At 65.8% G+C, this 23,177-nt stretch carries 22 protein-coding genes; 12 read left to right on the top strand and 10 right to left on the bottom strand.

The window, feature by feature from the left end:
• Positions 1-64: 64 nt before the first annotated feature.
• A complete protein-coding gene (locus MJ122_RS02600) occupies positions 65-277 on the bottom strand; it encodes a DUF2061 domain-containing protein (protein ID WP_088416553.1) in 213 nt (70 codons plus the stop codon).
• A 283-nt stretch (positions 278-560) separates the two neighbouring features.
• Between MJ122_RS02600 and MJ122_RS02595 the strand changes: the two genes are divergently transcribed.
• The 10 genes from MJ122_RS02595 (at position 561) to MJ122_RS02550 (ending at position 8,962) form a co-directional block, all read left to right on the top strand.
• On the top strand, positions 561-1,415 hold the full coding sequence (locus MJ122_RS02595) for a glycine betaine ABC transporter substrate-binding protein (RefSeq protein WP_026079367.1): 855 nt from the start codon (positions 561-563) through the stop codon (positions 1,413-1,415).
• Between the two features lie 212 nt (positions 1,416-1,627).
• Positions 1,628-1,939, top strand: a complete 312-nt coding sequence (locus MJ122_RS02590; RefSeq protein ID WP_017522021.1) for a DUF485 domain-containing protein — start codon at positions 1,628-1,630, stop codon at positions 1,937-1,939.
• Complete coding sequence (locus MJ122_RS02585; protein WP_017522020.1) at positions 1,936-3,591, top strand: cation acetate symporter; 1,656 nt, start codon at positions 1,936-1,938, stop codon at positions 3,589-3,591. The genes MJ122_RS02590 and MJ122_RS02585 overlap by 4 nt, the downstream gene beginning before the upstream one ends.
• Before the next feature lie 75 nt (positions 3,592-3,666).
• Positions 3,667-5,457 (top strand): DUF294 nucleotidyltransferase-like domain-containing protein, encoded by a 1,791-nt coding sequence (locus MJ122_RS02580; RefSeq protein WP_239742126.1) that lies wholly within the window; start codon positions 3,667-3,669, stop codon positions 5,455-5,457.
• Positions 5,454-6,080, top strand: coding sequence for a 3'-5' exonuclease (locus tag MJ122_RS02575; protein WP_239742124.1), 627 nt, complete (start codon positions 5,454-5,456; stop codon positions 6,078-6,080). The genes MJ122_RS02580 and MJ122_RS02575 overlap by 4 nt, the downstream gene beginning before the upstream one ends.
• 117 nt (positions 6,081-6,197) lie before the next feature.
• Positions 6,198-6,356: a DUF3309 family protein gene (locus tag MJ122_RS02570; protein ID WP_017522017.1), complete on the top strand. Its 159-nt coding sequence runs from the start codon at positions 6,198-6,200 to the stop codon at positions 6,354-6,356.
• Between the two features lie 221 nt (positions 6,357-6,577).
• Entirely contained in the window at positions 6,578-6,877 is a 300-nt protein-coding gene (locus MJ122_RS02565) for a hypothetical protein (protein ID WP_088416556.1), read from the top strand.
• A gap of 166 nt (positions 6,878-7,043) precedes the next feature.
• A complete protein-coding gene (locus tag MJ122_RS02560) occupies positions 7,044-7,856 on the top strand; it encodes an SDR family oxidoreductase (RefSeq protein ID WP_239742122.1) in 813 nt (270 codons plus the stop codon).
• A gap of 317 nt (positions 7,857-8,173) precedes the next feature.
• Entirely contained in the window at positions 8,174-8,599 is a 426-nt protein-coding gene (locus MJ122_RS02555; RefSeq protein ID WP_017522014.1) for a hypothetical protein, read from the top strand.
• Positions 8,600-8,632: 33 nt separating this feature from the next.
• Positions 8,633-8,962 (top strand): YnfA family protein, encoded by a 330-nt coding sequence (locus MJ122_RS02550; protein WP_088416557.1) that lies wholly within the window; start codon positions 8,633-8,635, stop codon positions 8,960-8,962.
• Positions 8,963-9,106: 144 nt separating this feature from the next.
• Here MJ122_RS02550 and MJ122_RS02545 read toward each other — a convergent pair whose 3' ends face one another.
• From MJ122_RS02545 to MJ122_RS02530, 4 genes are all read right to left on the bottom strand, one after another.
• Entirely contained in the window at positions 9,107-9,337 is a 231-nt protein-coding gene (locus MJ122_RS02545) for a YheU family protein (RefSeq protein ID WP_017522012.1), read from the bottom strand.
• Between the two features lie 72 nt (positions 9,338-9,409).
• Entirely contained in the window at positions 9,410-10,633 is a 1,224-nt protein-coding gene (locus tag MJ122_RS02540) for an osmoprotectant NAGGN system M42 family peptidase (RefSeq protein WP_088416558.1), read from the bottom strand.
• Positions 10,630-12,429 (bottom strand): N-acetylglutaminylglutamine synthetase, encoded by a 1,800-nt coding sequence (gene ngg, locus MJ122_RS02535; protein WP_088416559.1) that lies wholly within the window; start codon positions 12,427-12,429, stop codon positions 10,630-10,632. Before ngg ends, MJ122_RS02540 begins: the two co-directional genes overlap by 4 nt.
• Before the next feature lie 71 nt (positions 12,430-12,500).
• Positions 12,501-14,270 carry an N-acetylglutaminylglutamine amidotransferase gene (locus tag MJ122_RS02530; RefSeq protein ID WP_088416560.1) on the bottom strand — a complete coding sequence of 590 codons (1,770 nt, stop codon included), beginning with the start codon at positions 14,268-14,270 and terminating at the stop codon, positions 12,501-12,503.
• A gap of 132 nt (positions 14,271-14,402) precedes the next feature.
• Between MJ122_RS02530 and MJ122_RS02525 the strand changes: the two genes are divergently transcribed.
• Complete coding sequence (locus MJ122_RS02525) at positions 14,403-14,882, top strand: MarR family winged helix-turn-helix transcriptional regulator (protein ID WP_088416561.1); 480 nt, start codon at positions 14,403-14,405, stop codon at positions 14,880-14,882.
• Between the two features lie 13 nt (positions 14,883-14,895).
• On the opposite strand, the gene MJ122_RS02520 is transcribed toward MJ122_RS02525, so the two are convergent.
• Positions 14,896-15,648, bottom strand: a complete 753-nt coding sequence (locus tag MJ122_RS02520; protein ID WP_088416562.1) for a sulfite exporter TauE/SafE family protein — start codon at positions 15,646-15,648, stop codon at positions 14,896-14,898.
• Between the two features lie 55 nt (positions 15,649-15,703).
• Positions 15,704-17,671, bottom strand: a complete 1,968-nt coding sequence (gene mnmC / locus MJ122_RS02515; protein ID WP_239742120.1) for a bifunctional tRNA (5-methylaminomethyl-2-thiouridine)(34)-methyltransferase MnmD/FAD-dependent 5-carboxymethylaminomethyl-2-thiouridine(34) oxidoreductase MnmC — start codon at positions 17,669-17,671, stop codon at positions 15,704-15,706.
• Between the two features lie 109 nt (positions 17,672-17,780).
• Here mnmC and pap point away from each other — a divergent pair, with 109 nt between their 5' ends.
• Entirely contained in the window at positions 17,781-19,286 is a 1,506-nt protein-coding gene (gene pap / locus MJ122_RS02510) for a polyphosphate:AMP phosphotransferase (protein ID WP_239742118.1), read from the top strand.
• Between the two features lie 508 nt (positions 19,287-19,794).
• Here the strand turns inward: pap and lapD are convergent.
• The 3 genes from lapD to MJ122_RS02495 all read right to left on the bottom strand — a co-directional run bounded on the left by lapD (position 19,795) and on the right by MJ122_RS02495 (position 23,038).
• The gene (lapD, locus tag MJ122_RS02505; protein WP_088416564.1) at positions 19,795-21,750 is read right to left on the bottom strand and encodes a cyclic di-GMP receptor LapD; all 1,956 of its coding nucleotides are present in this window, start codon (positions 21,748-21,750) and stop codon (positions 19,795-19,797) included.
• Between the two features lie 12 nt (positions 21,751-21,762).
• Positions 21,763-22,464: a cysteine protease LapG gene (gene lapG / locus MJ122_RS02500; RefSeq protein WP_239742116.1), complete on the bottom strand. Its 702-nt coding sequence runs from the start codon at positions 22,462-22,464 to the stop codon at positions 21,763-21,765.
• Between the two features lie 175 nt (positions 22,465-22,639).
• Positions 22,640-23,038, bottom strand: coding sequence for a YbaN family protein (locus tag MJ122_RS02495; protein ID WP_088417029.1), 399 nt, complete (start codon positions 23,036-23,038; stop codon positions 22,640-22,642).
• Positions 23,039-23,177: the final 139 nt, after the last annotated feature.

Raw genomic sequence — 23,177 nt, 5'->3', positions numbered from 1 at the left:
CGAGCCGGGGCGAGGCGCGCATCTTAGCAATGCCGCCAGCCGCCGTCAGTGCCCGCGCGGGCACTCACGCGTGGCGGTGAATCCAGTTGTGCGTCGGTTGGGGCGAGTTGCCCTCGAGGCGCTTCCAGAACTTCTCGTGGAAGTGGAAGCCCACCGCATTGCACAGCGGCTCGACCACCGCCACCAGGCCGCCCACGGTGATGCTGCCGGTCAGCGCGTAGGCGACGCTGAAGGCGATCATGAAGTGCATCAGGGTGAAGGTGACGGTCTTGAGCATGGTGGCGATCCTCCAGTCGAGAATGATTCTCCGTTGCTGAAAGACTACTGCGCCAGCGCCGTATCCGGTAATCGAGCCTGTGTATGGAGGCGATAGGCCGGCACCTTCGTCGCGGATGGAATCGCGTGGTCGTGGATGGACGGTTCGTGTCGTGGATCGGACCGTTTGGCGTCGCTCTCAGAGCAGTTCGCCAGCAGCGGGCGCCGATCATGAGGGGGCGGCCAAGACCGCGAAATGCGCCGGGTTCGCCCCGGCGCGCCGATAAAATCACGGGGAGAAAACCATGCGAATGATGCGACGCCTGTTGGGCCTGGGCGCAGGGCTGGTGCTGTCGGCGGCAGCCGGGCTGGCCGGTGCGGCGGCCAAGCCGGAAATCACCATCGGTTACGTGGACGGCTGGTCGGACAGCGTGGCGACCACGCACGTCGCCGCCGAGATCATGCGCGAGAAGCTCGGCTACCAGGTCAAGCTGATGCCGGTCGCCGCCGGGATCATGTGGCAGGGCGTGGCGCGCGGCAAGCTCGACGCCATGCTCTCGGCCTGGCTGCCGGTCACCCACGGCGCCTATTACGAGAAGATGAAGGACAAGGTGGTCAACCTGGGCGTGAACTACCCGGGCGCGAAGATCGGCCTGATCGTTCCCGAGTACGTGAAAGCCAACAGCATCGAGGACCTCAACGCGCAGAAGGATGACTTCGGCGGCCGCATCGTCGGCATCGACGCCGGTGCCGGGGTGATGCTCAAGACCGACCAGGCGATCAAGGACTACGGCCTGGACTACAAACTGGTGGCCAGCTCCGGCAGCGGCATGATCTCCGAGCTGACCCGCGCGGAGAACGACAAGAAGGCCGTGGCGGTGACCGGCTGGATTCCGCACTGGATGTTCGCCAAGTGGAAGCTGAAGTTCCTCGAAGACCCGAAAAAGGTCTACGGCGAGGAAGAGCACGTCGACAGCGTGGCCAACCCGGCGCTGGAGAAGAAGGCGCCGGAAGTCTGGGCCTTCCTGAAGAAATTCCAGTGGAAGGATGGCCAGGAAATCGGCGAAGTGATGCTTGCCGTGCAGAATGGCGAGAAGCCGGAAGTGGCCGCCAAGAAGTGGGTCGAGGCGCACCCCGATCGCGTGAAGCAATGGTTGTAATAAGTTAGGGCCACTTCACCCGCGACACAGAAGAATCCCCCGTGAACATCTCAGTTCGCGGGGGATTTTTTTATGCCGAAGCGTCTATTCCGGGCCTGTTCGCAACAGCGGGCAAATCGCTACGACTAAAGTCGTCTGGAGCCCTTGCAGCGCTCAAATAAATTAGGGATCGACGACATCCGCGTCATCCCCGCTGTGAGGACAAGAACAAAATGAACGACAGCATCTACCAGCGGATTGATACCAATCCGCGCTTCAAAGAGCTGGTGGCCAAGCGCGAACGCTTCGCCTGGCTGCTTTCCCTGATCATGTTGGGCCTGTACGTGGTCTTCATCCTGCTCATCGCCTTCCAGCCGCAGCTGCTCGGCGCGAAGATCAGTGCCGATTCGTCCGTCACCTGGGGCATCCCCATGGGCGTCGGGCTGATCGTCTCCGCCTTCGTGCTCACTGGCATCTACGTGCGCCGTGCCAACGGTGAGTTCGACCGCCTGAACCAGGAAATCCTCAAGGAGGCCCAGCAATGAAAGGCCGAATTTCTGCGGCCCTCGCTTTGGCCGCGTTCGCTCCTGCCATCTGGGCAGACGCCCTCACCGGCGAGGTACAGCGCCAGCCGCTGAACGTCTCCGCCATCGTCATGTTCGTCGCCTTCGTCGGCCTGACCCTGTGCATCACCTACTGGGCCTCCAAACGCAGCAAATCCGCCGCTGACTTCTACACCGCCGGCGGCAGCATCACCGGCTTCCAGAACGGCCTGGCGATTGCCGGCGACTACATGTCCGCCGCGTCCTTCCTCGGTATTTCCGCACTGGTGTTCACCTCCGGCTACGACGGCCTGATCTACTCCATTGGCTTCCTCGTCGGCTGGCCGATCATTCTCTTCCTGATCGCCGAACGCCTGCGCAACCTGGGCAAGTACACCTTCGCCGACGTGGCGTCATACCGCCTCAAGCAGAAGGATATCCGTACCCTGTCCGCCTGCGGCTCGCTGGTGGTCGTGGCCTTCTACCTGATCGCGCAGATGGTCGGCGCCGGCAAGCTGATCGAGCTGCTGTTCGGCCTGAACTACCACGTCGCGGTTGTGCTGGTCGGGATCCTGATGGTCCTCTACGTGCTGTTCGGCGGCATGCTCGCCACCACCTGGGTGCAGATCATCAAGGCCGTGCTGCTGCTCTCGGGCGCCACCTTCATGGCGATCATGGTGCTCAAGCACGTCAACTTCGACATCAGCACCCTGTTCTCCGAAGCCATCAAGGTTCACCCGAAGGGCGAATCGATCATGAGCCCCGGCGGCCTGGTGAAGGACCCGATCTCCGCGTTCTCCCTGGGCTTCGCGCTGATGTTCGGCACCGCCGGCCTGCCGCATATCCTGATGCGCTTCTTCACCGTCAGTGACGCCAAGGAAGCCCGCAAGTCGGTGTTCTTCGCCACCGGTTTCATCGGCTACTTCTACATCCTGACCTTCATCATCGGCTTCGGCGCGATCCTGCTGGTCAGCACCAACCCGGACTTCAAGGACGCCACCGGCGCGCTGCTGGGCGGCAACAACATGGCGGCCGTGCACCTGGCCGACGCGGTGGGCGGCAGCCTGTTCCTGGGCTTCATCTCCGCGGTGGCCTTCGCCACCATCCTTGCGGTGGTTGCCGGCCTGACCCTGGCCGGCGCCTCGGCCGTGTCCCATGACCTGTACGCCAGCGTGCTCAAGGGCGGCAAGGCCAACGAGAAGGATGAACTGCGTGTCTCGAAGATCACCACCGTATGCCTGGGTGTGGTCGCGATCATCCTCGGCATCCTGTTCGAGAAGCAGAACATCGCCTTCATGGTCGGCCTGGCCTTCTCCATTGCCGCCAGCTGCAACTTCCCGGTGCTGCTGCTCTCCATGTACTGGAAGAAGCTGACCACCCGTGGCGCCAAGATCGGCGGCTGGATGGGCCTGATCACCGCGGTGGTGCTGATGATCCTCGGCCCGACCATCTGGGTTCAGATCCTCGGCCACGAGAAGCCCATCTACCCGTTCGAATACCCGGCGCTGTTCTCCATGGCCGTGGCCTTCATCGGTATCTGGTTCTTCTCCATCACCGACAAGTCCACTGCGGCCGACGAAGAGCGCGCGCGCTTCTTCCCGCAGTTCATCCGCTCGCAGACCGGCCTGGGGGCCAGTGGTGCAGTCGCCCACTGACGGCTTGAGCTAACCGGCGGGGGCCGGGGGTGTAAACCCCCCCGGCCCCGCTTTTTTGCAAGGGATGGATAACGGATGTCCGATGATTTCAACTTCGCCTCGCCGCCCTTCGACCAGCTCCGCCCGAGGGAGCGGGAGCAGCTGCGCGACGCGCTGAGCGTGGGCTACTACACGGTCGGCGAAGTGCTGCTCGAAGCCGGCGCGCCGGTGCCCTGCCTCTTCATCCTGATGAAGGGCGTGATCGAGGAGCGCGGCGAGGATGGCAAGCTGTTCGCCCAGTACGGCGGCGAAGACCTGTTCGACGTGCGCGGGCTGTTCTCCGGCAGCAGCAAGCACCGCTACCAGGCGGTGGAGGAGAGCATCGTCTACGAATTGCCGGCGGCAGTGTTCCACCAGCTGTGCACGGACAACCCGCAGTTCGCCCGTTTCTTCCGTGCGGACCTGGCCAGCAAGCGCCAGCTGGAACGTCGCGACGGGCAGAACCTTGCCGAATTCATCCTCACCCGCATTGCGCCCGAACACCTGTTGCCCGCCATCGAGGTGGAGCCGACGCTGCCGTTGGGGGATGCGGCGCGCCTGCAGCTCAGCCGCGGTGCCGACGCACTGCTGGTGCGCGAGGAAGGTGCGCTGGGCATCGTCACCCGAACCGACCTGATGACCGCGCACTTCCGCGACGGCTTCAGCGAAGCGCAGCCCATCGGCCCGCTGGCGCATCGCCCGTTGAGCCACGTCGAACTGGGCGACTTCCTCTTCGACGCAATGATCCTCATGACCCGCCAGCGCATCGAGCGCGTGGCCGTGTGCGAAGAAGGCAGGGTGGTCGGCCTGCTCCACCTGACCCAGGTGCTCAGCCTGTTTTCCACCCATTCCCATGTGCTGGCGCTGCGCATCGCCCGCGCCGAAAGCGAGGCCGAGCTGCGCGCCGCCGCCGAGACCCTGCACACGCTGATCGCGACCCTGGCCGGCAATGGCATCCGCCTGCGTTTCATCATGCAACTGGTCAGCGCGCTCAACGAACAATTGCTCGAACGACTTTTCGAATTGCAGGTACCGCCGGTATTGCGTGGCCGATGCTGCCTGCTGGTGATGGGGAGCGAAGGCCGCGCGGAGCAACTGCTGAAGACCGACCAGGACAACGCGCTGATCCTGGATGACGGCCTGCCGGTGGAGCAGGGTCTGTTGCTGATGCAGCGCTTCACCGCCGCGCTGCTGGAATTTGGATATCCGCCATGCCCTGGCGGCGTAATGGCCAGCCGGCCGGAATGGTGCAAACCCCTGTCGGAGTGGCAACGCGAGTTGCGCGAGCTGCCGTTGCAAGGTCGTCCCGAGCAGCTGATGCGCCTGTCGATCCTCGCCGATGCCTGGCCGGTGGCGGGTAACCGAAGACTGTTCGACAGCCTGCGCGAAGGCCTGAACGATCTGGCCGGCGACAGTAGCCGCTGGATGAGCGACCTGGCCCTGCCGGCCCTGCAGTTCGACACGCCGCTGACCTTCCTCGGCCAGCTCAAGACCCAGGATGCGCACCTGGACGCGAAGCGCGGCGGCATCTTTCCTATTGTCCACGGTGCCCGCGTGCTGGCCGTGCGCGAAGGGCTGGAGGAGCGCGGCACCCTCGACCGCCTCGCCGCCCTGAAAGCACTCGGCGTGCTGGATGAGACGCTGGCGGACAACCTGGTCGAGGCGTTTGAACTGTTCCTCCAGTTGCGCCTGCGCCAGCAACTGGACGGCCAGTGCGACGGCCGCGAGCAGGGCCTGGACGTTTCCCGCCTGAGCCGCCACGAGCGCGACCTGCTGCGCTTCGGGCTGCACACGGTGAAGAAGTTCAAGCAGAGCCTGAGCCGCCAATTCCACCTGGAGACCCGATGAACGCCTGTGTCGCTGCCCCCGATCCGCACTGGTCCGCCTGGCGCCGACGCCTGTACTGGTGGCGGCACGACCCGGCGGAGGCGGAAGAACTGGTGTCGCTGGACCTGGAGACCACCAGCCTCGACCCGCGCAAGGCCGACATCCTCAGCATCGGCGCGGTGCTCATCCGTCACGGCAAGCTGATTCTCGGCGAACGCCTGGAGCTTCTGGTGGAGCCGCCGCTGTCACTCGACGGCGAGTCGATCCGCATCCATAAATTGCGTCGCGCCGACCTCGAAGGCCAGCTGCCGCTGGCGGAGGCGTTGCGCCGGGTGCAAGCGTTCGTCGGCGAGCGACCGCTGCTGGGTTACTACTTGTCCTTTGATGTGGCGGTGCTGCGCCGGCATCTGCGCGAGCAGCTCGGCGCAAGGCTGGATAATCCGCGTGTAGAGGTCTCGGAGATCTATCACCGCAAGATGAGCCGGCGTTTCCCCGACCTGCACCTGGACCTGCGCTTCGACACCCTGGCGCGCAACCTGGAGATCCCTATCGAAGGCCGCCATACCGCCATCGGTGACGCGCGCACCGCCGCGCTGATGTTCCTGCGCCTGCGCAAGGGCTCGCTGCCCCGCGACCTGAGCTGATAGTCCCGCGCAGATTCTTTGAATCTTCCCCGCGCCGCCTCGGTCGGTATCTACAAGCGCTGGCCAATCGCACCCCGCGAGCCATCGCCCCTCGTCGACTGAAAGAGGAGAGACGATATGGGACTCGGGACTATCCTGTTGATCATCCTGATCTTGATGCTGATCGGCGGCCTGCCGGTCTTCCCCCACTCGCGCAACTGGGGTTATGGCCCTTCCGGTGTGATCGGCGTGGTGCTGGTGGTACTGCTGGTGTTGTTGTTGCTCGGACGGATCTGACCGGCCCTCGCCAAGAGCATCGCGGCTGAATCCGCTCCTGCGAAAGGCCCAGGGCTAACCGCCTGCGTAGGAGCGGATTCTGTCCGCGATCGCTCGAAGCTCGCTCCGGCGATAACCCGCTTTCGTCACAGCGCCGATACGCCACAGGGTGATTCGTCGCACAACCTGCCTGAAGGGCCTGTACTAACATACTGGGCCTTTGCCATCAGGGAGTCTTGGGGATGCTGGGCGTTGTACTGGTTGTGCTGGGCGTGGTGTGGTTGCTCGTCCAGTGCGGGCTGGGCCTGCCGCCGCTGGCCGAAGCCATGACCCTGGACCCGGTGGTCAATCCGGACCGCTATTGGCAGTTTGCCTTCCTCGGCCCGGCCCTTCCCGTGGCGCTGGGCATCTTCATGCTGCGCTACCGCATCAGTGGCTTCGCCCAGTTCAAGCGCGAGCGCGTCAACTGCGCGGCCCACCTGCTCGTCTCCGCCGGCATCGCCCTGGTGCTGGGCAAGCTCTGCGTGCTGCTCCAGGCCTGACCGGTATCCCTCCAAGCGCTAGTGCGCCGGCGGTTTGCCAGGGGCATTCAGCGCCCTGATTTCGCCGCTGATAGCGGAAAGCCTTGGTTACACTTCGGGCCACAGTCGTCGACAAACCCTGTCGATCACCCGTCCCGAACAAGACAAGAAAAGGCAGACCTCCCCTATGCAAAATCGCATCATGATCACCGGCGCCGGTTCCGGCCTCGGACGCGAAATCGCCCTGCGCTGGGCCCGCGAGGGCTGGAAGCTGGCGCTGGCCGACGTCAACGAAGCAGGCCTGCAGGAGACCCTCAAGCTGGTGCGCGAGGCCGGCGGTGACGGCTTCACCCAACGCTGCGACGTGCGCGACTACAGCCAGCTGACCCAGCTGGCGCAGTCCTGCGAAGAGAAATTCGGCGGCATCGACGTCATCGTCAACAATGCCGGCGTCGCCTCCGGCGGCTTCTTCAGCGAACTGTCGCTGGAAGACTGGGACTGGCAGATCTCGATCAACCTGATGGGTGTGGTCAAGGGCTGCAAGGCCTTCCTGCCGCTGCTGGAGAAGAGCAAGGGCCGCATCATCAACATCGCTTCCATGGCCGCCCTGATGCAGGGCCCGGCGATGAGCAACTACAACGTGGCCAAGGCCGGCGTGGTGGCCCTGTCGGAAAGCCTGCTGGCCGATCTCAGCCTGGTGGACGTGAAGGTCCACGTGGTCTGCCCGTCGTTCTTCCAGACCAACCTGCTGGACTCCTTCCGCGGCCCGAGCCCGGAGATGAAGACCCAGGTCGGCAAGCTGCTGGAAAGCTCGCCCATCAGCGCCGCGGACATCGCCGACTACATCCACCAGGAAGTGGCCCGCGACGTCTTCATGATCCTGCCCCACGAGCAGGGCCGCATGGCCTGGCAGATCAAGCAGCAGAATCCCCAGGCGATCTACGACGAGATGGCGAAAATGGCGGAGAAGATGCAAGCCAAGCGCCGCAGCCTGGCCTGAGAACCTGATTACGATCTGCTGCGCGTTGGCATAACTGCTTGAATGCAGCTCCAGCGCGCACGATCGTAAAGCCGGTTCTGAGCAAGGAATTCGCCCCCTTTCGGTGCATTGAAAGAGAGGGCTTGCCCAGGTCGGTGCAAAGGGTTAGTTTTAGTCACCGGCCTGCCTGGCTGATGTACGTTGGACCCCGGTGAAAGCCCCGCTCATTTCGCGGGGCTTTTGCTTTTTCGGGCTACCGCCCAGCGCTTGGGATTCGTGCTTTGCGCATCGCCATGCCTGTGTTAGAAGGCTCCGGTGTCATTGAAGGAAGAACCCGCTTGCACTCTGAATCCATCGTCTATGGCTGCATTCGCGACTGGCCCGGCGACTCGATGGAGCGCCGCCTGCGCCGCGCCGCCAACCGCAAGGTGCTCGACAGCCTGCCCATGGGCGAGGCCTGGCCGTTCCTCGGCCGCGAAATGTTCAGCCGCTGCGAGACCGAAGGTGCGGGCCTGTACCAGTCCCAGGTGATCCATTTCGGCGCCAGCTACCAGACCATCGAGTACGAGTGGAAACTCTGGGTCGAACAGTTCGAAGCGCTGCTGCGCCGTCTCTACTGGGCCAGCGCGGTGGTGCATCTGGAAACCGAAGTCAACGGCAGCCACACCTTCCGCTGGGAATCCGAGAACGGCTTCCACAGCCCGCGCGAAGGCGAGCTGAAAGTGCGTTGCGCCTGGGAGCGCGAGGGCGGCCTGCGCGGCTGAATTCCCGCGACTGCCCTTCAAGAGAAGACCGCTGTGATCAATTACCTCTGGTTCGTCCTTGCCGCGTTCTGCGAGATCGCCGGCTGCTACGCCTTCTACCTCTGGCTGCGCCTGGACAGGAGCGCGCTGTGGATCATTCCCGGCCTGCTCAGCCTGACGGTGTTCGCCCTCCTGCTCACCCGCGTCGAGGCGAATTACGCCGGGCGTGCCTACGCCGCGTACGGCGGCATCTACGTCGCTGCATCGCTGTTCTGGCTGGCCTTCGTGGAAAAAAGCCGCCCGCTGTGGAGCGACTGGGTGGGCGTGGCGCTGTGCGTGATTGGCGCCAGCGTCGTGCTGCTGGGGCCGCGTCTGGCGCCCTGATCCGTTCCGATCCTGAGCGCTGAGCTTCGTCGTAGGATGGGTGGAGCTTGCGAAACCCCGCCGTGGTGCACGCAATTGATGGGTATCGCTGCGCTCCACGCCATCCTGCATAGTGTTCGGCCTGAGCGTCATAGAAGGAGCGTGTCAGTCCTCCAGCCACTCCCTCGGCACTTCGCTCTTCAGCATCAGCTGGCACTGCTGGCTTTCCGGATCGAAGACGATCACCGCCTCGCCGCGCTTGAGCGCATGGCGCGCGCGTTCGACGCGCACGTCCAGCGGCGTGTCGTCGCCATTGTCGGTGCCTTCACGGGTGACGAAATCTTCCAGCAGGTTGTCGAGGGTGTCGGCTTCGATGAGCTCGAAGGGAATCAGCATGGCGGGCTACTCGTGAATCGTACTCGAAATCGCAGCGCGGGATTGTAGTCCCGCGCTGCGCCGAGTGCAGCTTCAGTCGTTGTTCCCGTCCGGGGTCTTGCCCTTGTCGGACGATCCATCGCCGCTGTCGATCAGCTCGTCCACCGGCGGCACATGGGTGGTGCTTTCCATGTGCACCGGGTGCTCCAGCTGCTTGCTGAAGCGCTCCAGTGTGCCCTCGCTGGGCTCTGCGTCGCTGTCGAACACCGGCGGGCTGAGCATGTAGGCCGTGAGCAACTTCGACAGTGCGGCGAGGCTGTCGATATGGGTGCGCTCGTAGCCGTGCGTGGCGTCGCAACCGAAGGCCAGCAGGGCGGTGCGGATGTCGTGGCCGGCAGTGATCGCCGACTGGGCATCGCTGTGGTAGTAGCGGAACAGGTCGCGCCGCACCGGGACTTCGTGACGTTCGCCCAGCCGCAGCAGATGGCGTGAAAGATGGAAGTCATAGGGACCGCCGGAATCCTGCAGCGCGACGCTCACCGCGTGCTCGCTGGAGTTCTGTCCCTCGGCCACCGGTGCGATGTCGATGCCGACGAATTCGCTCACGTCCCAGGGCAGCGCGCCGGCCGCGCCGGAGCCGATTTCCTCGGTGATGGTGAACAGCGGGTGGCAATCGATCGGCGGCACCAGGCCGCTTTCCACGATGCCCTTGAGCGAGGTGAGCAGCGCCGCGACGCCGGCCTTGTCATCGAGGTGGCGGGCGCTGATGTGGCCGCTCTCGGTGAATTCCGGCAGGGGGTCGAAGGCGACGAAATCGCCGATGGCCACGCCCAGGGATTCGCTGTCCGCGCGGCTGGCGGTGTAGGTATCCAGGCGCAGTTCGACGTGGTCCCAACTGATCGGCAGGGTGTCCACCGCGGTGTTGAAGGCGTGTCCCGAGGCCATCAGCGGCAAAACGCTGCCGCGGAACACGCCGTTTTCGCAGAATACGGTGACCCGGCTGCCTTCGGCGAAGCGGCTCGACCAGCAGCCCACCGGCGCCAGTGCCAGGCGGCCGTTGGGCTTGATCTCGCGGACGATGGCGCCGATGGTGTCCAGGTGCGCCGAGACCGCGCGGTCCGGGCTTTTGCGCCGGCCCAGCAGGGTCGCGCGGATGGTCCCGCGGCGGGTCATTTCGAAGGGGACGCCGATCTCCTCCAGCCGTTCGGCGACATAACGCACGATGGTATCGGTGAAGCCGGTGGGGCTGGGGATGGCGAGCATTTCCAGCAGCACGCGCTGCAGGTAGTTCAGGTCCGGTTGTGGCAGTTGACTCATGCCGGGGCCTCCTCGTTGGGGTGAGGCTGGTCACGGTTGTCTCGGTGCAGCAGTTCGCGGCTGAGCGGGAAGAGCAGGTCGACGAAGCGCTCGGCGGTGGGCTGCGGCTCATGGTTGGCCAGGCCGGGCCGTTCGTTGGCTTCGATGATCACGTAGTCCGGCTGGTCGGCCTCGGTGACCAGCAGATCGAGGCCGGTGACCGGAATCTCCAGGGCCCGTGCCGCGCGGATGGCGGCGTCGGCGAGCGTCGGGTGCAGACGCTCGGTGACGTCTTCGAGGATGCCGCCGGTATGCAGGTTGGCGGTGCGCCGCACGGCCAGGCGTTGCCCGCTGGGCAGCACGTCGTCGTAGCCGAAGCCTGCGGCGGCGAGAGTGCGCTCGGTTTCGCCGTCCAGCGGAATGCGACTTTCGCCGCCGGTGGCGGCCTGGCGACGGCGACTCTGCGCTTCGATCAGCTTGCGGATGCTGTGCCGGCCATCGCCTATCACCTCGGCCGGGCGGCGGATGGCGGCAGCCACCACTTCATAGCCAATGACCACGATGCGCAGGTCCTGGCCGGCGTGGTAGCTCTCGAGGATCACCCGGGTGTCGAACTGCTTCGCCTGGGCGATGGCGTTCTCGACTTCTTCCGGCGTACGCAGGTCCACGGCGACACCCTGGCCCTGTTCACCGTCCACCGGCTTGACCACCAGCGCGCCGTGCTCTTCGAGGAACGCGGCGTTTTCTTCCGCGCTGCCGGCCAGGCGCTGCTGCGGTTGGCGCAGGCCGGCGCGGTCGAGGGCGCGGTGGGTGAGGGTCTTGTCCTGGCACAGGCTCATGCTCACGGCGCTGGTGAGGTCGCACAGCGACTCGCGGCAGCGGATGCGCCGGCCGCCCTGGGTGAGGGTGAAGAGACCGGCGTCGGCGTCCTGCACCTGCACTTCGATGCCGCGACGATGGGCTTCGTCGACGATGATCCGGGCGTAGGGATTCAGACCCTGTTCCGGGCCGGGGCCGAGGAACAGCGACTGGTTGATGCCGTTCTTGCACTTCACCGCGAAGGTCGGCAGCTCGCGGAAGCGCAGCTTGCGGTACAGCGACTTGGCCTGCTGGTTGCCGTGCAGCACCGACAGGTCGAGGTATGCCAGGCCGCGGCTCATGAAGTGTTCGATGAGGTGACGCACCAGCGCTTCGCCGACCCCTGGCCGGCTGGACTGCGGATCCACCGCCAGGCACCAGAGGCTGGAGCCGCCTTCAGGGTCGCGGAAGGCCTTGGCGTGATTGATGCCCATGACGGTGCCGATCACCGTGCCGGTCTCGGCGTCTTCGGCCAGCCAGTAGGCCGGGCCGCCCTGATGGCGCGGCGTGACCTTGGACGGGTCGACCGGCAGCATGCCGCGCGACAGGTACAGGCGATTGATCGCCGCCCAGTCGTCGTCGCTGTGCACGCGGCGGATACGAAAGCCGCGGAAGGGCCGGCGCGCCGGGCGATAGTCGGTAAACCACAGGCGCAGCGCGTCGGAGGGGTCGAGGAAGAGCTGCTGCGGGGCGTGGGCCAGCACCTGCTGCGGGGCGGCCACGTAGAGGGCGATGTCGCGTTCGCCGGGCTGTTCGTTGAGCAGCTCGGCGGCAAGCTTGTCGGGGCTGGAGAAGGTGTGGCCGATCAGCAAGCGACCCCAGCCGCACTGCAGGATCAGCGGGCCGAGGCTTTCGGTGTGGTCGCCGGCGAGCCGCGCCTGCAAGCGCTCGTAGGTCGGCGTCTGGCCGCGCAGCAGGCGCTGGTTGTGCGGGTGGGGCAGGTTGGAATGGGGTTTCATCTTGCGCTCCCTGATAAGGCATCTGTCCTGGGCTGATGGAAAGGCGGCGTCGTACCCGACGCCGCCGGGCTCTAGAGGCCTTGTTCCGTCAGCCAGAGGTTGAGGGCCGCCAGCTGCCACAACTTGGAGCCGCGCAGTGGGGTGAGGTCGGTGGCGGGGTCGCTGAGCAGGCGGTCGAACATTGCCGGCTCGAACAGCCCGCGGTCCTGGCTCGGGTCCATCAGCAGTTCGCTGACCCAGGCGCGGGTATTGCCTTGCAGGTGTTTGAGGCCCGGTACCGGGAAATAGCCCTTGGGCCGATCGATGACCTCGCTGGGGATCACCTTGCGCGCCGCCGCCTTGAGTACCTGCTTGCCGCCATCGCCGAGCTTGAAGCGCGCCGGGATGCGCGCCGACAGCTCTGCCACCCGGTAGTCGAGGAACGGCACGCGAGCCTCCAGGCCCCAGGCCATGGTCATGTTGTCCACGCGCTTGACCGGGTCATCCACCAGCATGATGGTGCTGTCCAGGCGCAGCGCCTTGTCTACCGGGTCTTCCGCGCCGGGTTGGGCGAAGTGCTCGCGAACGAATTCGCTGGCCACGTCCTCCACCCGCATCGCTTCGCGGACGGTGTCCAGGTACTCGCCGTGGCTGCGGTCGAAGAAGGCCGCGCGGTAGGCCTGCAGCGGGTCCTTCGCACCGGCGACTTTCGGGTACCAGTGATAGCCGGCGAACAGCTCGTCGGCGCCCTGGCCGCTCTGCACCACCTTGCAGTGCTTCGAGACTTCCCGCGAGAGCAGGTAAAAGGCGATGCAGTCGTGGCTGACCATTGGTTCGCTCATGGCGCGGAAGGCCGCCGGCAACTGCGAAATCACCTCGTTTTCGTCGATGCGCAACTGGTGGTGGCGGGTACCGTAGCGCCTGGCGATCAGGTCCGAGTACTGGAACTCGTCGCCGCGCTCGCCGCCGGCATCTTCGAAGCCGATGGAGAAGGTCAGCAGGTCTTCGACCCCGGCTTCGTGCAGCAGGCCGACCAGCAGGCTGGAATCGACGCCGCCGGAGAGCAGCACGCCGACCTCGCGTGCGGCGCGCTGGCGCACGCTCACGGCGTCGCGCAGGCTGTTCAGCAGGCGGTCTTCCCAGTCGTCCAGGGTCAGTTCGCGTTCGTCCGGCAGCGGTCCGTAATCCAGGTTCCACCAGCGCTGGCGCTCGACGTGGCCCTGGGCATCGATGGCCATCCAGGTCGCTGGCGGCAGCTTCTGCACCTTCGCCAGGAGGGTACGCGGCGCGGGCACCACGGCATGGAAGTTCAGGTAGTGGTTGAGCGCCACCGGGTCCAGTGTCGCGTCGATGTCGCCGCCCTTGAGCAGCGCAGGCAGGCTGGAGGCGAAGCGCAGGCGCTGGCCGGTCTGCGACAGGTACAGCGGCTTGATGCCGAGGCGGTCGCGGGCGATGAACAGGCGCCGTTTGTCGCGCTCCCAGATGGCAAAGGCAAACATGCCATTGAGGCGTGGCAATAGTTGTTCACCCCAGGCGTGGTATCCCTTCAGGAGTACTTCGGTGTCGCCACCGGAAAAGAAGCGGTATCCCAGCGCTTCCAGCTCGCTGCGCAGTTCGGGGTAGTTGTAGATTGCCCCGTTGAACACCAGCGACAGGCCCAGTGAGGTGTCGATCATCGGCTGACCGGAAGCTTCGGCCAGGTCCATGATCTTCAGGCGCCGGTGCCCCAGGGCGACGGGCCCTTCGCTGTGAAAGCCCCAGGCATCGGGGCCTCGCGGGGCGAGGTGATGGGTGATGCGTTCGACTGCGGCAAGGTCCGCAGCCTGGTTATCGAAACGTAGTTCTCCTGCTATTCCGCACATGTCCTTACCGGATCTCCGTTGGGGATGAAGTGGGTGACGTCTCAAGGACGCCTTAGGGGATGACCCGGTGATCTGGCGAGAGTTCTATTTGATTTCATTGAGGAAAAGTGACGGAGCAGCAGGTGGACTGAGATGGCCGAGAGCAAGACTTCGATGCGCAACGCCCACGCACTCTCGATGTTGCAGGCCCTGAGACGGCTGCAGCAGGCGGCGGAAGTGCATTCCAAGAGCCTGGGACGCGATGGCGAACTGACGCCGTTGCAGTTGTTGATCCTGCAGGTGGTGGAGCTGGAAGGGGAAATAACCGCTGGTCAGTTGGCGCAGCAGGTGGCGTTGTCGCAGTCATCGATCTCCAGCGCGCTGACCCGCCTGGAAAGCAAGGGGTTGCTCACGCGCCGGCGCGATGACGATGACCGCCGCAAGCAGTGGCTGAGCCTGGAGGAGGAGGGCACCCACGCGTTGCGCAACGGTCCGACGCTATTGCCCGAGCACGCCCTGGAGCGCTTTGCCGGCCTGCCCGAGTGGGAGCAGCATGCGATCCTCGCCGGGCTGTTGCGCGCTGCTGAGCTGTTCGAGACGCCGGGGGCTGGCGCCGAGGAAGAAGAGTTCTAGGGCGTTTTGAACACTACGAGGGCATCAGCTTCTGCGCGGCCAGCGACAGGCTGACCGCCACCAGCATCAGCGCGAACAGGCGCTGCAGCGTCGCGCCGCCCAGGCGCACCGCCAGGCGATTGCCCAACAGCACGCCGAGCGCACCGCCCGCCGCCAGGCACGCCAGCAACGGCAGCGGCGGTTGGGCATGGGTCAGGTAGAGCAGGAAGCCGCCGCCGGACACCAGCGCGATCACCGCCATCGAGGTCGCGGTCGCCGCCAGCATCGACAGCGGCGTGAACCACAACAGCCCCGGCACGATCAGGAAGCCGCCGCCCACGCCCATCAGGCCGGACAGCAACCCCACCGCCAATCCCACGCCCAGCAGCGGGCCGTTGCGCACCGGTTGGTTGCACGCGCGCGGCTGGCTGGAGCCCTGCCACATGCGCCAGGCCGACCACAGCACCAGCAGGCAGAAGCCGACGATCAGCCAGGCGTCCGGCACGAGCTTGCCCAGCCACTGGCCGACAGCGTTGCCCGGCCAGCCGGTGATCACCAGCCAGAACAACGGCTTCCACGCCACCTGGCCCTGCCGTGCGCGCGGTACTGCGCCGATGGCCGCCGACAGTGCCACGGCCCCAAGGCTGACGCCAATGGCATCGTGCAGTGGCAGGTGCAGGCTGAGCAGCAGGGGCAGCGCCACCAGCGAGCCGCCGGCGCCGGTCAGACCCAGCAGCAGCCCGAGGATCAGGCCTATGGCGGAGGATTCAAGCAGCAGTGCATCCATGTCGGTGGTCCGCTCTGGAGGCTGGTCGCGGCCCCATCGATGGACCGCGAGGTGTTCAGGAGTTCTTCTGGCCGCGCACTACGTCACGCAGGAAGAAACGGTTCGGGTGGCAGGCCTCGGCCACGGCGCGTGGCACGGGCAGCGGCTCGTCGTCGATCCAGGCCGCCAGCAGTTCGCCGGCCAGCGGTGCGGTCACCAGGCCGCGCGAGCCATGGGCGCTGTTCAGATACAGGCCTTCGAGCCAGGGGCAGGGCGTTTCCGGCACCCGGCGCGCGTCCTTGCCGAGCACTGCGTAAGCCTGGGCGAAGGCTTCGCGATCCGCCAGCGGGCCCACCAGCGGCAGGTAGTCCGGCGTGGTGCAGCGGAAGGCGGCGCGGCCCTGCAGCATTGCCGGATCGAGCAGGGCGATTTGCAGGCGCTCGGTCAGGTCTGTGGATATCTCCGCCAGCAGGTCGAGGTTGCCCAGGTGTTCTTCCAATGATGGCTCAGTGTCGTCTCGCTTGAATTCGAAACTGGCGCCCAGGGTGTGCTCGCCGTGGCGCGGCGGGGCGACGTAGCCTTCGGCGCAGACCACGGTACTCAGCGAGGCGCTCTGGGCAGTGGCCGGCACGCGGGTGATCTGCCCGCGGATGCGCTTCATCGGCAGCGTCTGGGCCCCGTCGAAGCGCCGCACCTCGGCGGCGGTGGCGAGGATGGCGATGGGCGCGCTGGCGAGCTTCTGTTCGCCGCTCCAGGCGCTCCAGCCATCGGCGTCGCGTTGCAGGCGGACTTCCTCGCCGGTCAGCACGCGGATATTCGGATGCTGCGCGAGATGTCGGCACAGCGCGGGCGGATGTACCCAGCCGCCTTCGGGGTAGAACAGGCCGCCGGCGGGCAGGCCGATGCCGGCGACGGATTCCGCCTCGGCCTTGTCCAGCTGACGCAGCAGGGTGGCCGGAAAGGCCTCGGCCAGCTTGGCCTGGCGCTGGCTCTCGGCCTCATCGAAGCCCAGTTGCAGCACGCCGCAATCGGACCATTCCGCGCCCTTATGCAGGCGTTGGACCAGCCGCCGCGTGTGGCCGAAGCCGCTGACGATCAGCCGCGACAGTGCGGTGCCGTGGGCGGACAGCTTCAGGTACAGCACGCCCTGCGGGTTGCCCGAGGCTTCTTCGGCGAGACCCGCATGGCGCTCGATCAACGTCACCTGCCAGCCCCGGGCGGCGAGGCTGGCGGCACTGGCGCAACCGGCCATGCCGCCGCCGATCACCAGTGCTTCCCGCGCACCCTTGGGTCGAGCAGGTCGACTGAACCAGGGTTTGCCGGCCGGCTGTTCGACGCCGATGAATTCGCCCTGGGACATCTCCCATTTCTTGCCGAAGCCCAGGGTGCGGCGGATCTTGAAGCCGGCCGCGCCCAGCCCCCGGCGGACGAAGCCGGCGCTGGTGAAGGTGGCGATGGTCGTACCCGGCCCCGATAGACGGGCGAGTTGGGCATAGAGGGCGTCGTTCCACATCTCCGGGTTCTTCGCCGGGGAGAATCCGTCGAGGAACCAGGCGTCGATGCGCGCGTCCAGCTCGGGAAGGGTGTCCACCACGTCGCCCACCAGCAGGGTCAGCACCACGCGGCCTGCGGCGAAGACGAAGCGCTGGAAGCCGGGGTTGATCGCCACGTACTGCTCCAGCAACTGCGCCGACAGCGGCGCCAGCTCCGGCCAGAGGGCGAAGGCGCGGCGCAGGTCTTCCCGCGTCACCGGGTACTTTTCGGTGGTGACGAAGTGCAGCCGCGCATCGTTCGGCGCGCGTTCTTCGAACAGCCGCCAGGCGCAGAGGAAGTTCAACCCGGTGCCGAAGCCGGTCTCGCCGATGCACAGGCGCCCGCCGGCAGGCAGCGCGGCAAAGCGTTCGGGCAGGCGATTGCCGTCGATGAACACGTGGTGCGTCTCGGCGATGCCCGAGTCGCGGGAGAAGTACACGTCGCCGTAGACGCGGGAACTGGGCTGGCCGTTCTCGTCCCAGTCGATCTGGGCGCTGCTGATGTCTGGCATGAAGGAGGGCAGGGCAGGGAAACGAAGGCGGCAGTTTAGCCGATCCATCGCGCAGACAGCCTGCGTCACTTCCGCTACCTTTTACTCACTTCGAAACAAGGAGAGGTGCATGTTCGAATCCGCCGAGATCGGTCATTCCATCGACAAGGAAACCTACGAGAAGGAAGTCGCAGTATTGCGCGAGGCCCTGCTCGAGGCGCAGTACGAGCTCAAGCAGCAGGCGCGCTTCCCGGTGATCATCCTGATCAACGGCATCGAGGGCGCCGGCAAGGGCGAGACGGTGAAGCTGCTCAACGAGTGGATGGACCCGCGCCTGATCCGGGTGGAAAGCTTCCTCCTGCCGACCGACGAGGAACTCTCGCGGCCACCGCAGTGGCGCTTCTGGCGGCGCCTGCCGCCCAAGGGCACGACCGGCATCTTCTTCGGCAACTGGTACAGCCAGATGCTCTATGCGCGCGTCACCGGGGAGATCAAGGACAGCCAGCTCGACGGCCTGATCAACGACGCCGAGCGCTTCGAGCGGATGTACTCCGACGAAGGCGCGCTGATCTTCAAGTTCTGGTTTCACCTCTCCAAGAAGCAGCTCAAGGAGCGCCTCAAGACGCTGGAGAACGACCCGAGCCGCAGCTGGCAGCTGAGCGAGATCGACTGGAAGCAGAGCGAGGTCTACGACAAGTTCGTACGCTATGGCGAGCGCGTGCTGCGCCGCACCAGCCGCGACTATGCGCCCTGGTATGTGGTGGAGGGTTCCGATGAGCGCTACCGCAGCCTGACGGTCGGCCGCACCCTCCTCGAGAGCCTGCAGGCCGCGCTCAAGCGCAAGGACCGCCCGACCCCGCAGCCCCACGCCGCGCCGCTGGTGTCCAGCCTGGACAACAAGGGCCTGCTGGATGCGCTGGACCTGAGCCTGTCACTGGACAAGAACCAGTACAAGGAGCAACTGGCCAAGGAGCAGGCGCGCCTGGCCACGCTGATGCGCGACAAGCGCTTGCGCAGCCACTCGCTGATTGCCGTGTTCGAAGGTAACGACGCGGCGGGCAAGGGCGGCGCCATCCGCCGTGTCACCGACGCGCTGGATCCACGCCAATACCGCATCGTGCCGATTGCCGCGCCCACAGAAGAGGAGCGCGCGCAGCCCTACCTGTGGCGCTTCTGGCGGCACATTCCGGCGCGCCGGCAGTTCACCATGTTCGACCGATCCTGGTACGGGCGCGTGCTGGTGGAGCGGGTCGAGGGCTTCGCTTCCGACGCCGACTGGCTGCGCGCCTACGCGGAGATCAATGACTTCGAGGAGCAGCTGGCGAACTACAACATCGTGCTGGTGAAGTTCTGGTTGTCGATCGACCAGGAAACCCAGCTGGAGCGATTCAAGGAGCGCGAGTCGATTGCCTTCAAGCGCTTCAAGATCACCGAGGAGGACTGGCGCAACCGCGACAAGTGGGACCTCTATGCAGACGCGGTGGGCGACATGGTCGACCGCACCAGCACCGAGATAGCGCCCTGGACGCTGATCGAGGCCAACGACAAGCGCTATGCGCGGGTGAAGGTGCTCAGGACCATCAACGATGCGCTGGAGGCGGCGTACGGGCGTTCGAAGAAGAGCAAGAAGGACTGACACTTCAGCTCGCTACCTGTAGGAGCGAGCTTGCTCGCGAAGCTGATCAACGTTGGTGTGAGCGGACCTTGCCCACGATGCTCTTGCTTGTCGTTGGGAATCCAGCGCCGCTTCGGCGGGCGCGCGGACTTCTTGTTTCGCCCCCTCGGGCGACCTACTTTGGCAAACGCCCCAAAGTAGGCAAGGTCTTGCCCCGGACATCCGGTTTTTCGCTTGGGGCGAAAAATTCCCTCATTGAATTGAAGTTTCAGGGGCACGCGTCGAAGGGCCATCCCTGGCCCATCGCCGCTCTCGCGACATCCATGTCGCTCAACCCCTGAAACTCCAATTCAACGAGGCCTCCTGAACGGGGCGGTCTGGAGTGCGCGGATATTTCCCTGGAAGTCTTCAGAGCCAAAGCCAAAGCCAACGCCAGAGCCAGAGCGGAGTGGGTCTTCGTAGGAGCGAGCTTGCTCGCGAACCGCATGGCACGGCATTCCCCTGTAGGAGCCGATCACGCGGCGATCCTCTACCCTCCATTCCTCTGCGAAGGCTTCGGCGCCCCGACCAGCCGCCCCATCGCGCCGGCGATGCCCATCTCCCGCAGGACGGCCAGTTCGCCCTCGGTCTCGACCATCTCCGCGATCAGCGGCAGGTCGATGCTGTTGGACGCGCGATACATGGCTTCGATGAACAGGCGCTTGTCGTTGTCCTGGTCGATGGCGCGGATGTAGCTGCCGTCGATCTTCAGGTACGCAAGGCCCAGGCGGGTCAGGTTGCCGATCAGGCTGAAGCGCCCGCCGAAGTGCTGCAGGCCAAGCTTGGCGCCGACGTCCTGCACCGACTGGGCGAGCTTCTCCAGCTCGGCCGGCGGCGGCAGGTAACGCTCGTCCACTTCCAGGATCATCCGCTGTGCTTCCTGCGGGTGGGCACGGAGAATCTCGAACAACTGGCGCAGGGGCTCGGCGCTGCGCACGGTTTCCGCCGAGAGCGACAGCGCCAGTGGTACTGGCTGCTGGGCAAGGTGGGCGAGGGCGTGTTCGAGCATGGCCAGGTCGAAGCGCGCGGACCAGCCGAAGCGCTCGATCCACGGCAGGAACTGCCCGGCCGCAATGGCCTCGCCCTTGGGATCGAGCAGACGCGCGAGGACCTTCTGATGCAGCAGTTCGCCGTTCTCGGCGCAGGTGCGCACAGGCTGGAACCACAGCTGCAGCTTGCCCTTCTGCAGGGCGTCGTCGAGCCACTCGCGCCAGGCGCGGGAGTCCTGTGCGGGTTGGCCGCCGGAGCTGTCCAGGCGTTGCCAGGGGCGGTCCGGCGAGGATTGCGACTGCGCCAGCGCCTGGTCTGCACGGGACAGCACGCTGGCTGCGGATTCGCCGGGGCGGAAGGCCGCCAGGCCGAGGTGCGCCACCGGTTTGCAATCGCTGGCACCGGTGCCGCGCAGGTTTTCCAGTGCGGCGCTGAGTTGATCGGCCAGCAGTTCGGCGCTGGCGCTGTCGACGCCGGGGGCTAGCAGGGTGAATTCGCCGCCGCGGCTGCGCGCGGCGAGCCAGTCCGGGGTGCCGTGGGTTTCGCGCTGACGCTCCAGCAGCTCGGCGACGTCGCGGATCAGCGCGTCGGTGCGCAGCCCGCCCAAGCGCTGGTTGAGTCCGGCGAGGTCATTCAGGCGCAGCAGCAGCAGATAGCCGGCGGCATTCTGTTCGCTGGGGGACAGCTGTGCATCCAGCCGCGCGTCGAACAGGCGGCGATTGGCCAGGCCCGAGAGGCTGTCCTGGTAGGCCTCCTCGCGCAGCTTCTCGCTGCGGGTGGCCTCCTCGGCGAACAATGCCTTGAGCTTGTCGACCATCTGGTTCATCGCCTGCACCACGCGCTTGAGTTCGGGAGTGCGCGGCTCCTTGGGCAGGGTGAGGAATTCGCGGCGGGTAATGGCGTGGGCCTGCTGCACCATCTGGTCCAGCGGCTTCAACTGGGTACGCAGCAGCCAGCCGCCGAGGATGGCGCTGACCAGCCCGCAGGCCAGCAGCCAGGCGAGGCTGCCCAGTGCGCCGTCCCACAGCTTGGCCAGGGCGAACTGTGGGTGGCTGACCACTTCGACCCGCGCTGCCTGCTCCCAGCCGCGCATGATCAGCGCGTCGCCGCCCTGGGCCTTGAGGTTGACCAGCCTGGCGAACCAGCCCGGCACCTTTTGGTCCTGGGTGTCGCTGTCGCGCTCGACTATCACCTTGCCCTCGGGAATGCTCACCACGCGGATGGTGGCGAAGTAGCCGGAGTCGAAGATCGAGCTGACCATCAGCTCGATCATCGCCGGGTCGTCCACATGCGGGGTGAGCGATAGCCCCAGCGCGGTCGCGGCATCCTGGGCGTGGGAGCGCAACTGGCTGATCATCTGCTCGCGGGAGCTCTCCAGGCTGGCGGCGAAGCTGCCGGCGAAGGCCACCACGAGGAACAGGCAGATCGCCAGGAACAGTTGCTTGAGCAATGACATGCCGGTTTTCTCCTATCGCGTCTCGTCGAGGTCCAGGCCCTCGGCGCGCATCTTGGTCAACAGGTCCTGCCAGCGCGACAGCTTCTTGCTGTCGCCGGTGCGCTTGCCGCCGCCAGGGCCGGGCAGCCACAGCCCCTCGGCGTTGAAGGCGTAGACGGGCAGGAGGTCCTTGCGCTGGGAGGCGGGCTTGATCTGCGGGATCAGGTTGTCCAGCACCAGCGGTTCGGCAGTGGGGGAGGCGTAGTAGGTAAGCACCATGTGCGCCTGGTTCTGCTGCAGCGCCTTGACGTAGGTGATGCGCAGCTTGTCGCTGGCGACCCCGAGGCGGCGCAGGGTGACGAACTTGGCGATGGAGTAGTCCTCGCAGTCGCCGGCGCCCTTGTAGAGGGATTCCACCGGCGTCGCCCAGTAGTCCTCCTGGCGCCAGACGGTGCGGTCGTCGGTGAATACCAGGGCGCCATTGAAGAAGGCGTTGACCGCCTTGAGCTTGGCGCTCTCGTCGAGATTCTCGCTGTCCTGGATCAGACGTCCCCAGGATTCGATGCGGGTCTTGGCGCTGCCCAGGTTGCCGTAGCGCTGCTGGGCGTTCTTCAGGATGGCGTCGAAATTCCAGGCGGCGCCGGCGGTCAGCGCGAGGAGCGCGAGTAGCAGGACGCCGGCCCGCAGACGCAGCGGGCTGGCGAACAGCCTGAGGGCTCCTCGGGATGGCTGCATCGCCAGCGCTCCATGTGGGATGAGTGCAGTCTAGGCGGTCTTCGGGAACTTGCGCTGGCGTATCGCCAGTGGGTGCAGCGCCGCGAGGGGCGGGGCGCGCACTTTGAAGAGGGGGAGGTATGCCAGGTTGAGGGCTTTGGCGCTCGGGCGTTCTCGCTCTCCCCAGGCAGAGAATTCAATCCAGTCGACGTGTTTTCAGCCGGATCAGATAGAGGCTCACCAGCGTCGCGCTGGTCAGCATGAACGCCCAGGCCCAGGGGCGCTGAACGACGAAACCGGAAATCAGGATGCTGCACCACATGAGCCCGATGGCGTAGATCTTGCCCTTGAGCGGGATGCCTTCGCCGTCGAGGTAGTCACGAATCCAGGGGCCAAGTTTCGGGTGGTTCACCAGCCAGTCGTAGAAGCGCTGGGAGCTGCGCATGAAGCAGGCGGCGGCAAGCAGGAGGAAGGGCGTGGTGGGCAACACCGGCAGGAAGATGCCGATCACGCCCAGTGCCACGCTGAGCCAGCCCACGCCGAGCAGGCAGTAGCGAACCCAGGCGTGGCGGCTTTGGCGGATTTCCCGTGGCATGTTCAAACCTGGATCAGGACCCCGCGAGCTGGCGCGAGACAAGGCGTAAGCGGTCGAGGACGCGGAGTTTGCACGCCGTAAATGAGCAGTCCTCGGCCGTTTTCAACGCAGTATTGCCGACGCGCAGCAGCTACTGGTC

It is taken from the genome of Pseudomonas sp. DP-17 (assembly GCF_022380625.1).
Lineage (GTDB): Bacteria > Pseudomonadota > Gammaproteobacteria > Pseudomonadales > Pseudomonadaceae > Pseudomonas > Pseudomonas nitroreducens_A.
The sequence above is the reverse complement of the archived record's forward strand: the minus strand, read 5'-3'. Positions and strand labels throughout refer to the sequence as shown.

What these genes read in the sequence shown, in the direction of transcription:
- ngg (WP_088416559.1), bottom strand. Translation starts at nt 12,429, where the DNA reads ATGAAACCCCATTCCAACCTGCCCCACCCGCACAACCAGCGCCTGCTG.
- MJ122_RS02545 (WP_017522012.1), bottom strand. Translation starts at nt 9,337, where the DNA reads ATGCTGATTCCCTTCGAGCTCATCGAAGCCGACACCCTCGACAACCTG.
- MJ122_RS02580 (WP_239742126.1), top strand. Translation starts at nt 3,667, where the DNA reads ATGTCCGATGATTTCAACTTCGCCTCGCCGCCCTTCGACCAGCTCCGC.
- lapD (WP_088416564.1), bottom strand. Translation starts at nt 21,750, where the DNA reads ATGTCATTGCTCAAGCAACTGTTCCTGGCGATCTGCCTGTTCCTCGTG.
- MJ122_RS02540 (WP_088416558.1), bottom strand. Translation starts at nt 10,633, where the DNA reads ATGAGTCAACTGCCACAACCGGACCTGAACTACCTGCAGCGCGTGCTG.
- MJ122_RS02575 (WP_239742124.1), top strand. Translation starts at nt 5,454, where the DNA reads ATGAACGCCTGTGTCGCTGCCCCCGATCCGCACTGGTCCGCCTGGCGC.
- MJ122_RS02565 (WP_088416556.1), top strand. Translation starts at nt 6,578, where the DNA reads ATGCTGGGCGTTGTACTGGTTGTGCTGGGCGTGGTGTGGTTGCTCGTC.
- MJ122_RS02560 (WP_239742122.1), top strand. Translation starts at nt 7,044, where the DNA reads ATGCAAAATCGCATCATGATCACCGGCGCCGGTTCCGGCCTCGGACGC.
- mnmC (WP_239742120.1), bottom strand. Translation starts at nt 17,671, where the DNA reads ATGCCAGACATCAGCAGCGCCCAGATCGACTGGGACGAGAACGGCCAG.
- lapG (WP_239742116.1), bottom strand. Translation starts at nt 22,464, where the DNA reads ATGCAGCCATCCCGAGGAGCCCTCAGGCTGTTCGCCAGCCCGCTGCGT.
- MJ122_RS02530 (WP_088416560.1), bottom strand. Translation starts at nt 14,270, where the DNA reads ATGTGCGGAATAGCAGGAGAACTACGTTTCGATAACCAGGCTGCGGAC.
- MJ122_RS02600 (WP_088416553.1), bottom strand. Translation starts at nt 277, where the DNA reads ATGCTCAAGACCGTCACCTTCACCCTGATGCACTTCATGATCGCCTTC.
- MJ122_RS02585 (WP_017522020.1), top strand. Translation starts at nt 1,936, where the DNA reads ATGAAAGGCCGAATTTCTGCGGCCCTCGCTTTGGCCGCGTTCGCTCCT.
- MJ122_RS02525 (WP_088416561.1), top strand. Translation starts at nt 14,403, where the DNA reads ATGGCCGAGAGCAAGACTTCGATGCGCAACGCCCACGCACTCTCGATG.
- MJ122_RS02495 (WP_088417029.1), bottom strand. Translation starts at nt 23,038, where the DNA reads ATGCCACGGGAAATCCGCCAAAGCCGCCACGCCTGGGTTCGCTACTGC.
- MJ122_RS02520 (WP_088416562.1), bottom strand. Translation starts at nt 15,648, where the DNA reads ATGGATGCACTGCTGCTTGAATCCTCCGCCATAGGCCTGATCCTCGGG.
- MJ122_RS02570 (WP_017522017.1), top strand. Translation starts at nt 6,198, where the DNA reads ATGGGACTCGGGACTATCCTGTTGATCATCCTGATCTTGATGCTGATC.
- MJ122_RS02590 (WP_017522021.1), top strand. Translation starts at nt 1,628, where the DNA reads ATGAACGACAGCATCTACCAGCGGATTGATACCAATCCGCGCTTCAAA.
- MJ122_RS02595 (WP_026079367.1), top strand. Translation starts at nt 561, where the DNA reads ATGCGAATGATGCGACGCCTGTTGGGCCTGGGCGCAGGGCTGGTGCTG.
- pap (WP_239742118.1), top strand. Translation starts at nt 17,781, where the DNA reads ATGTTCGAATCCGCCGAGATCGGTCATTCCATCGACAAGGAAACCTAC.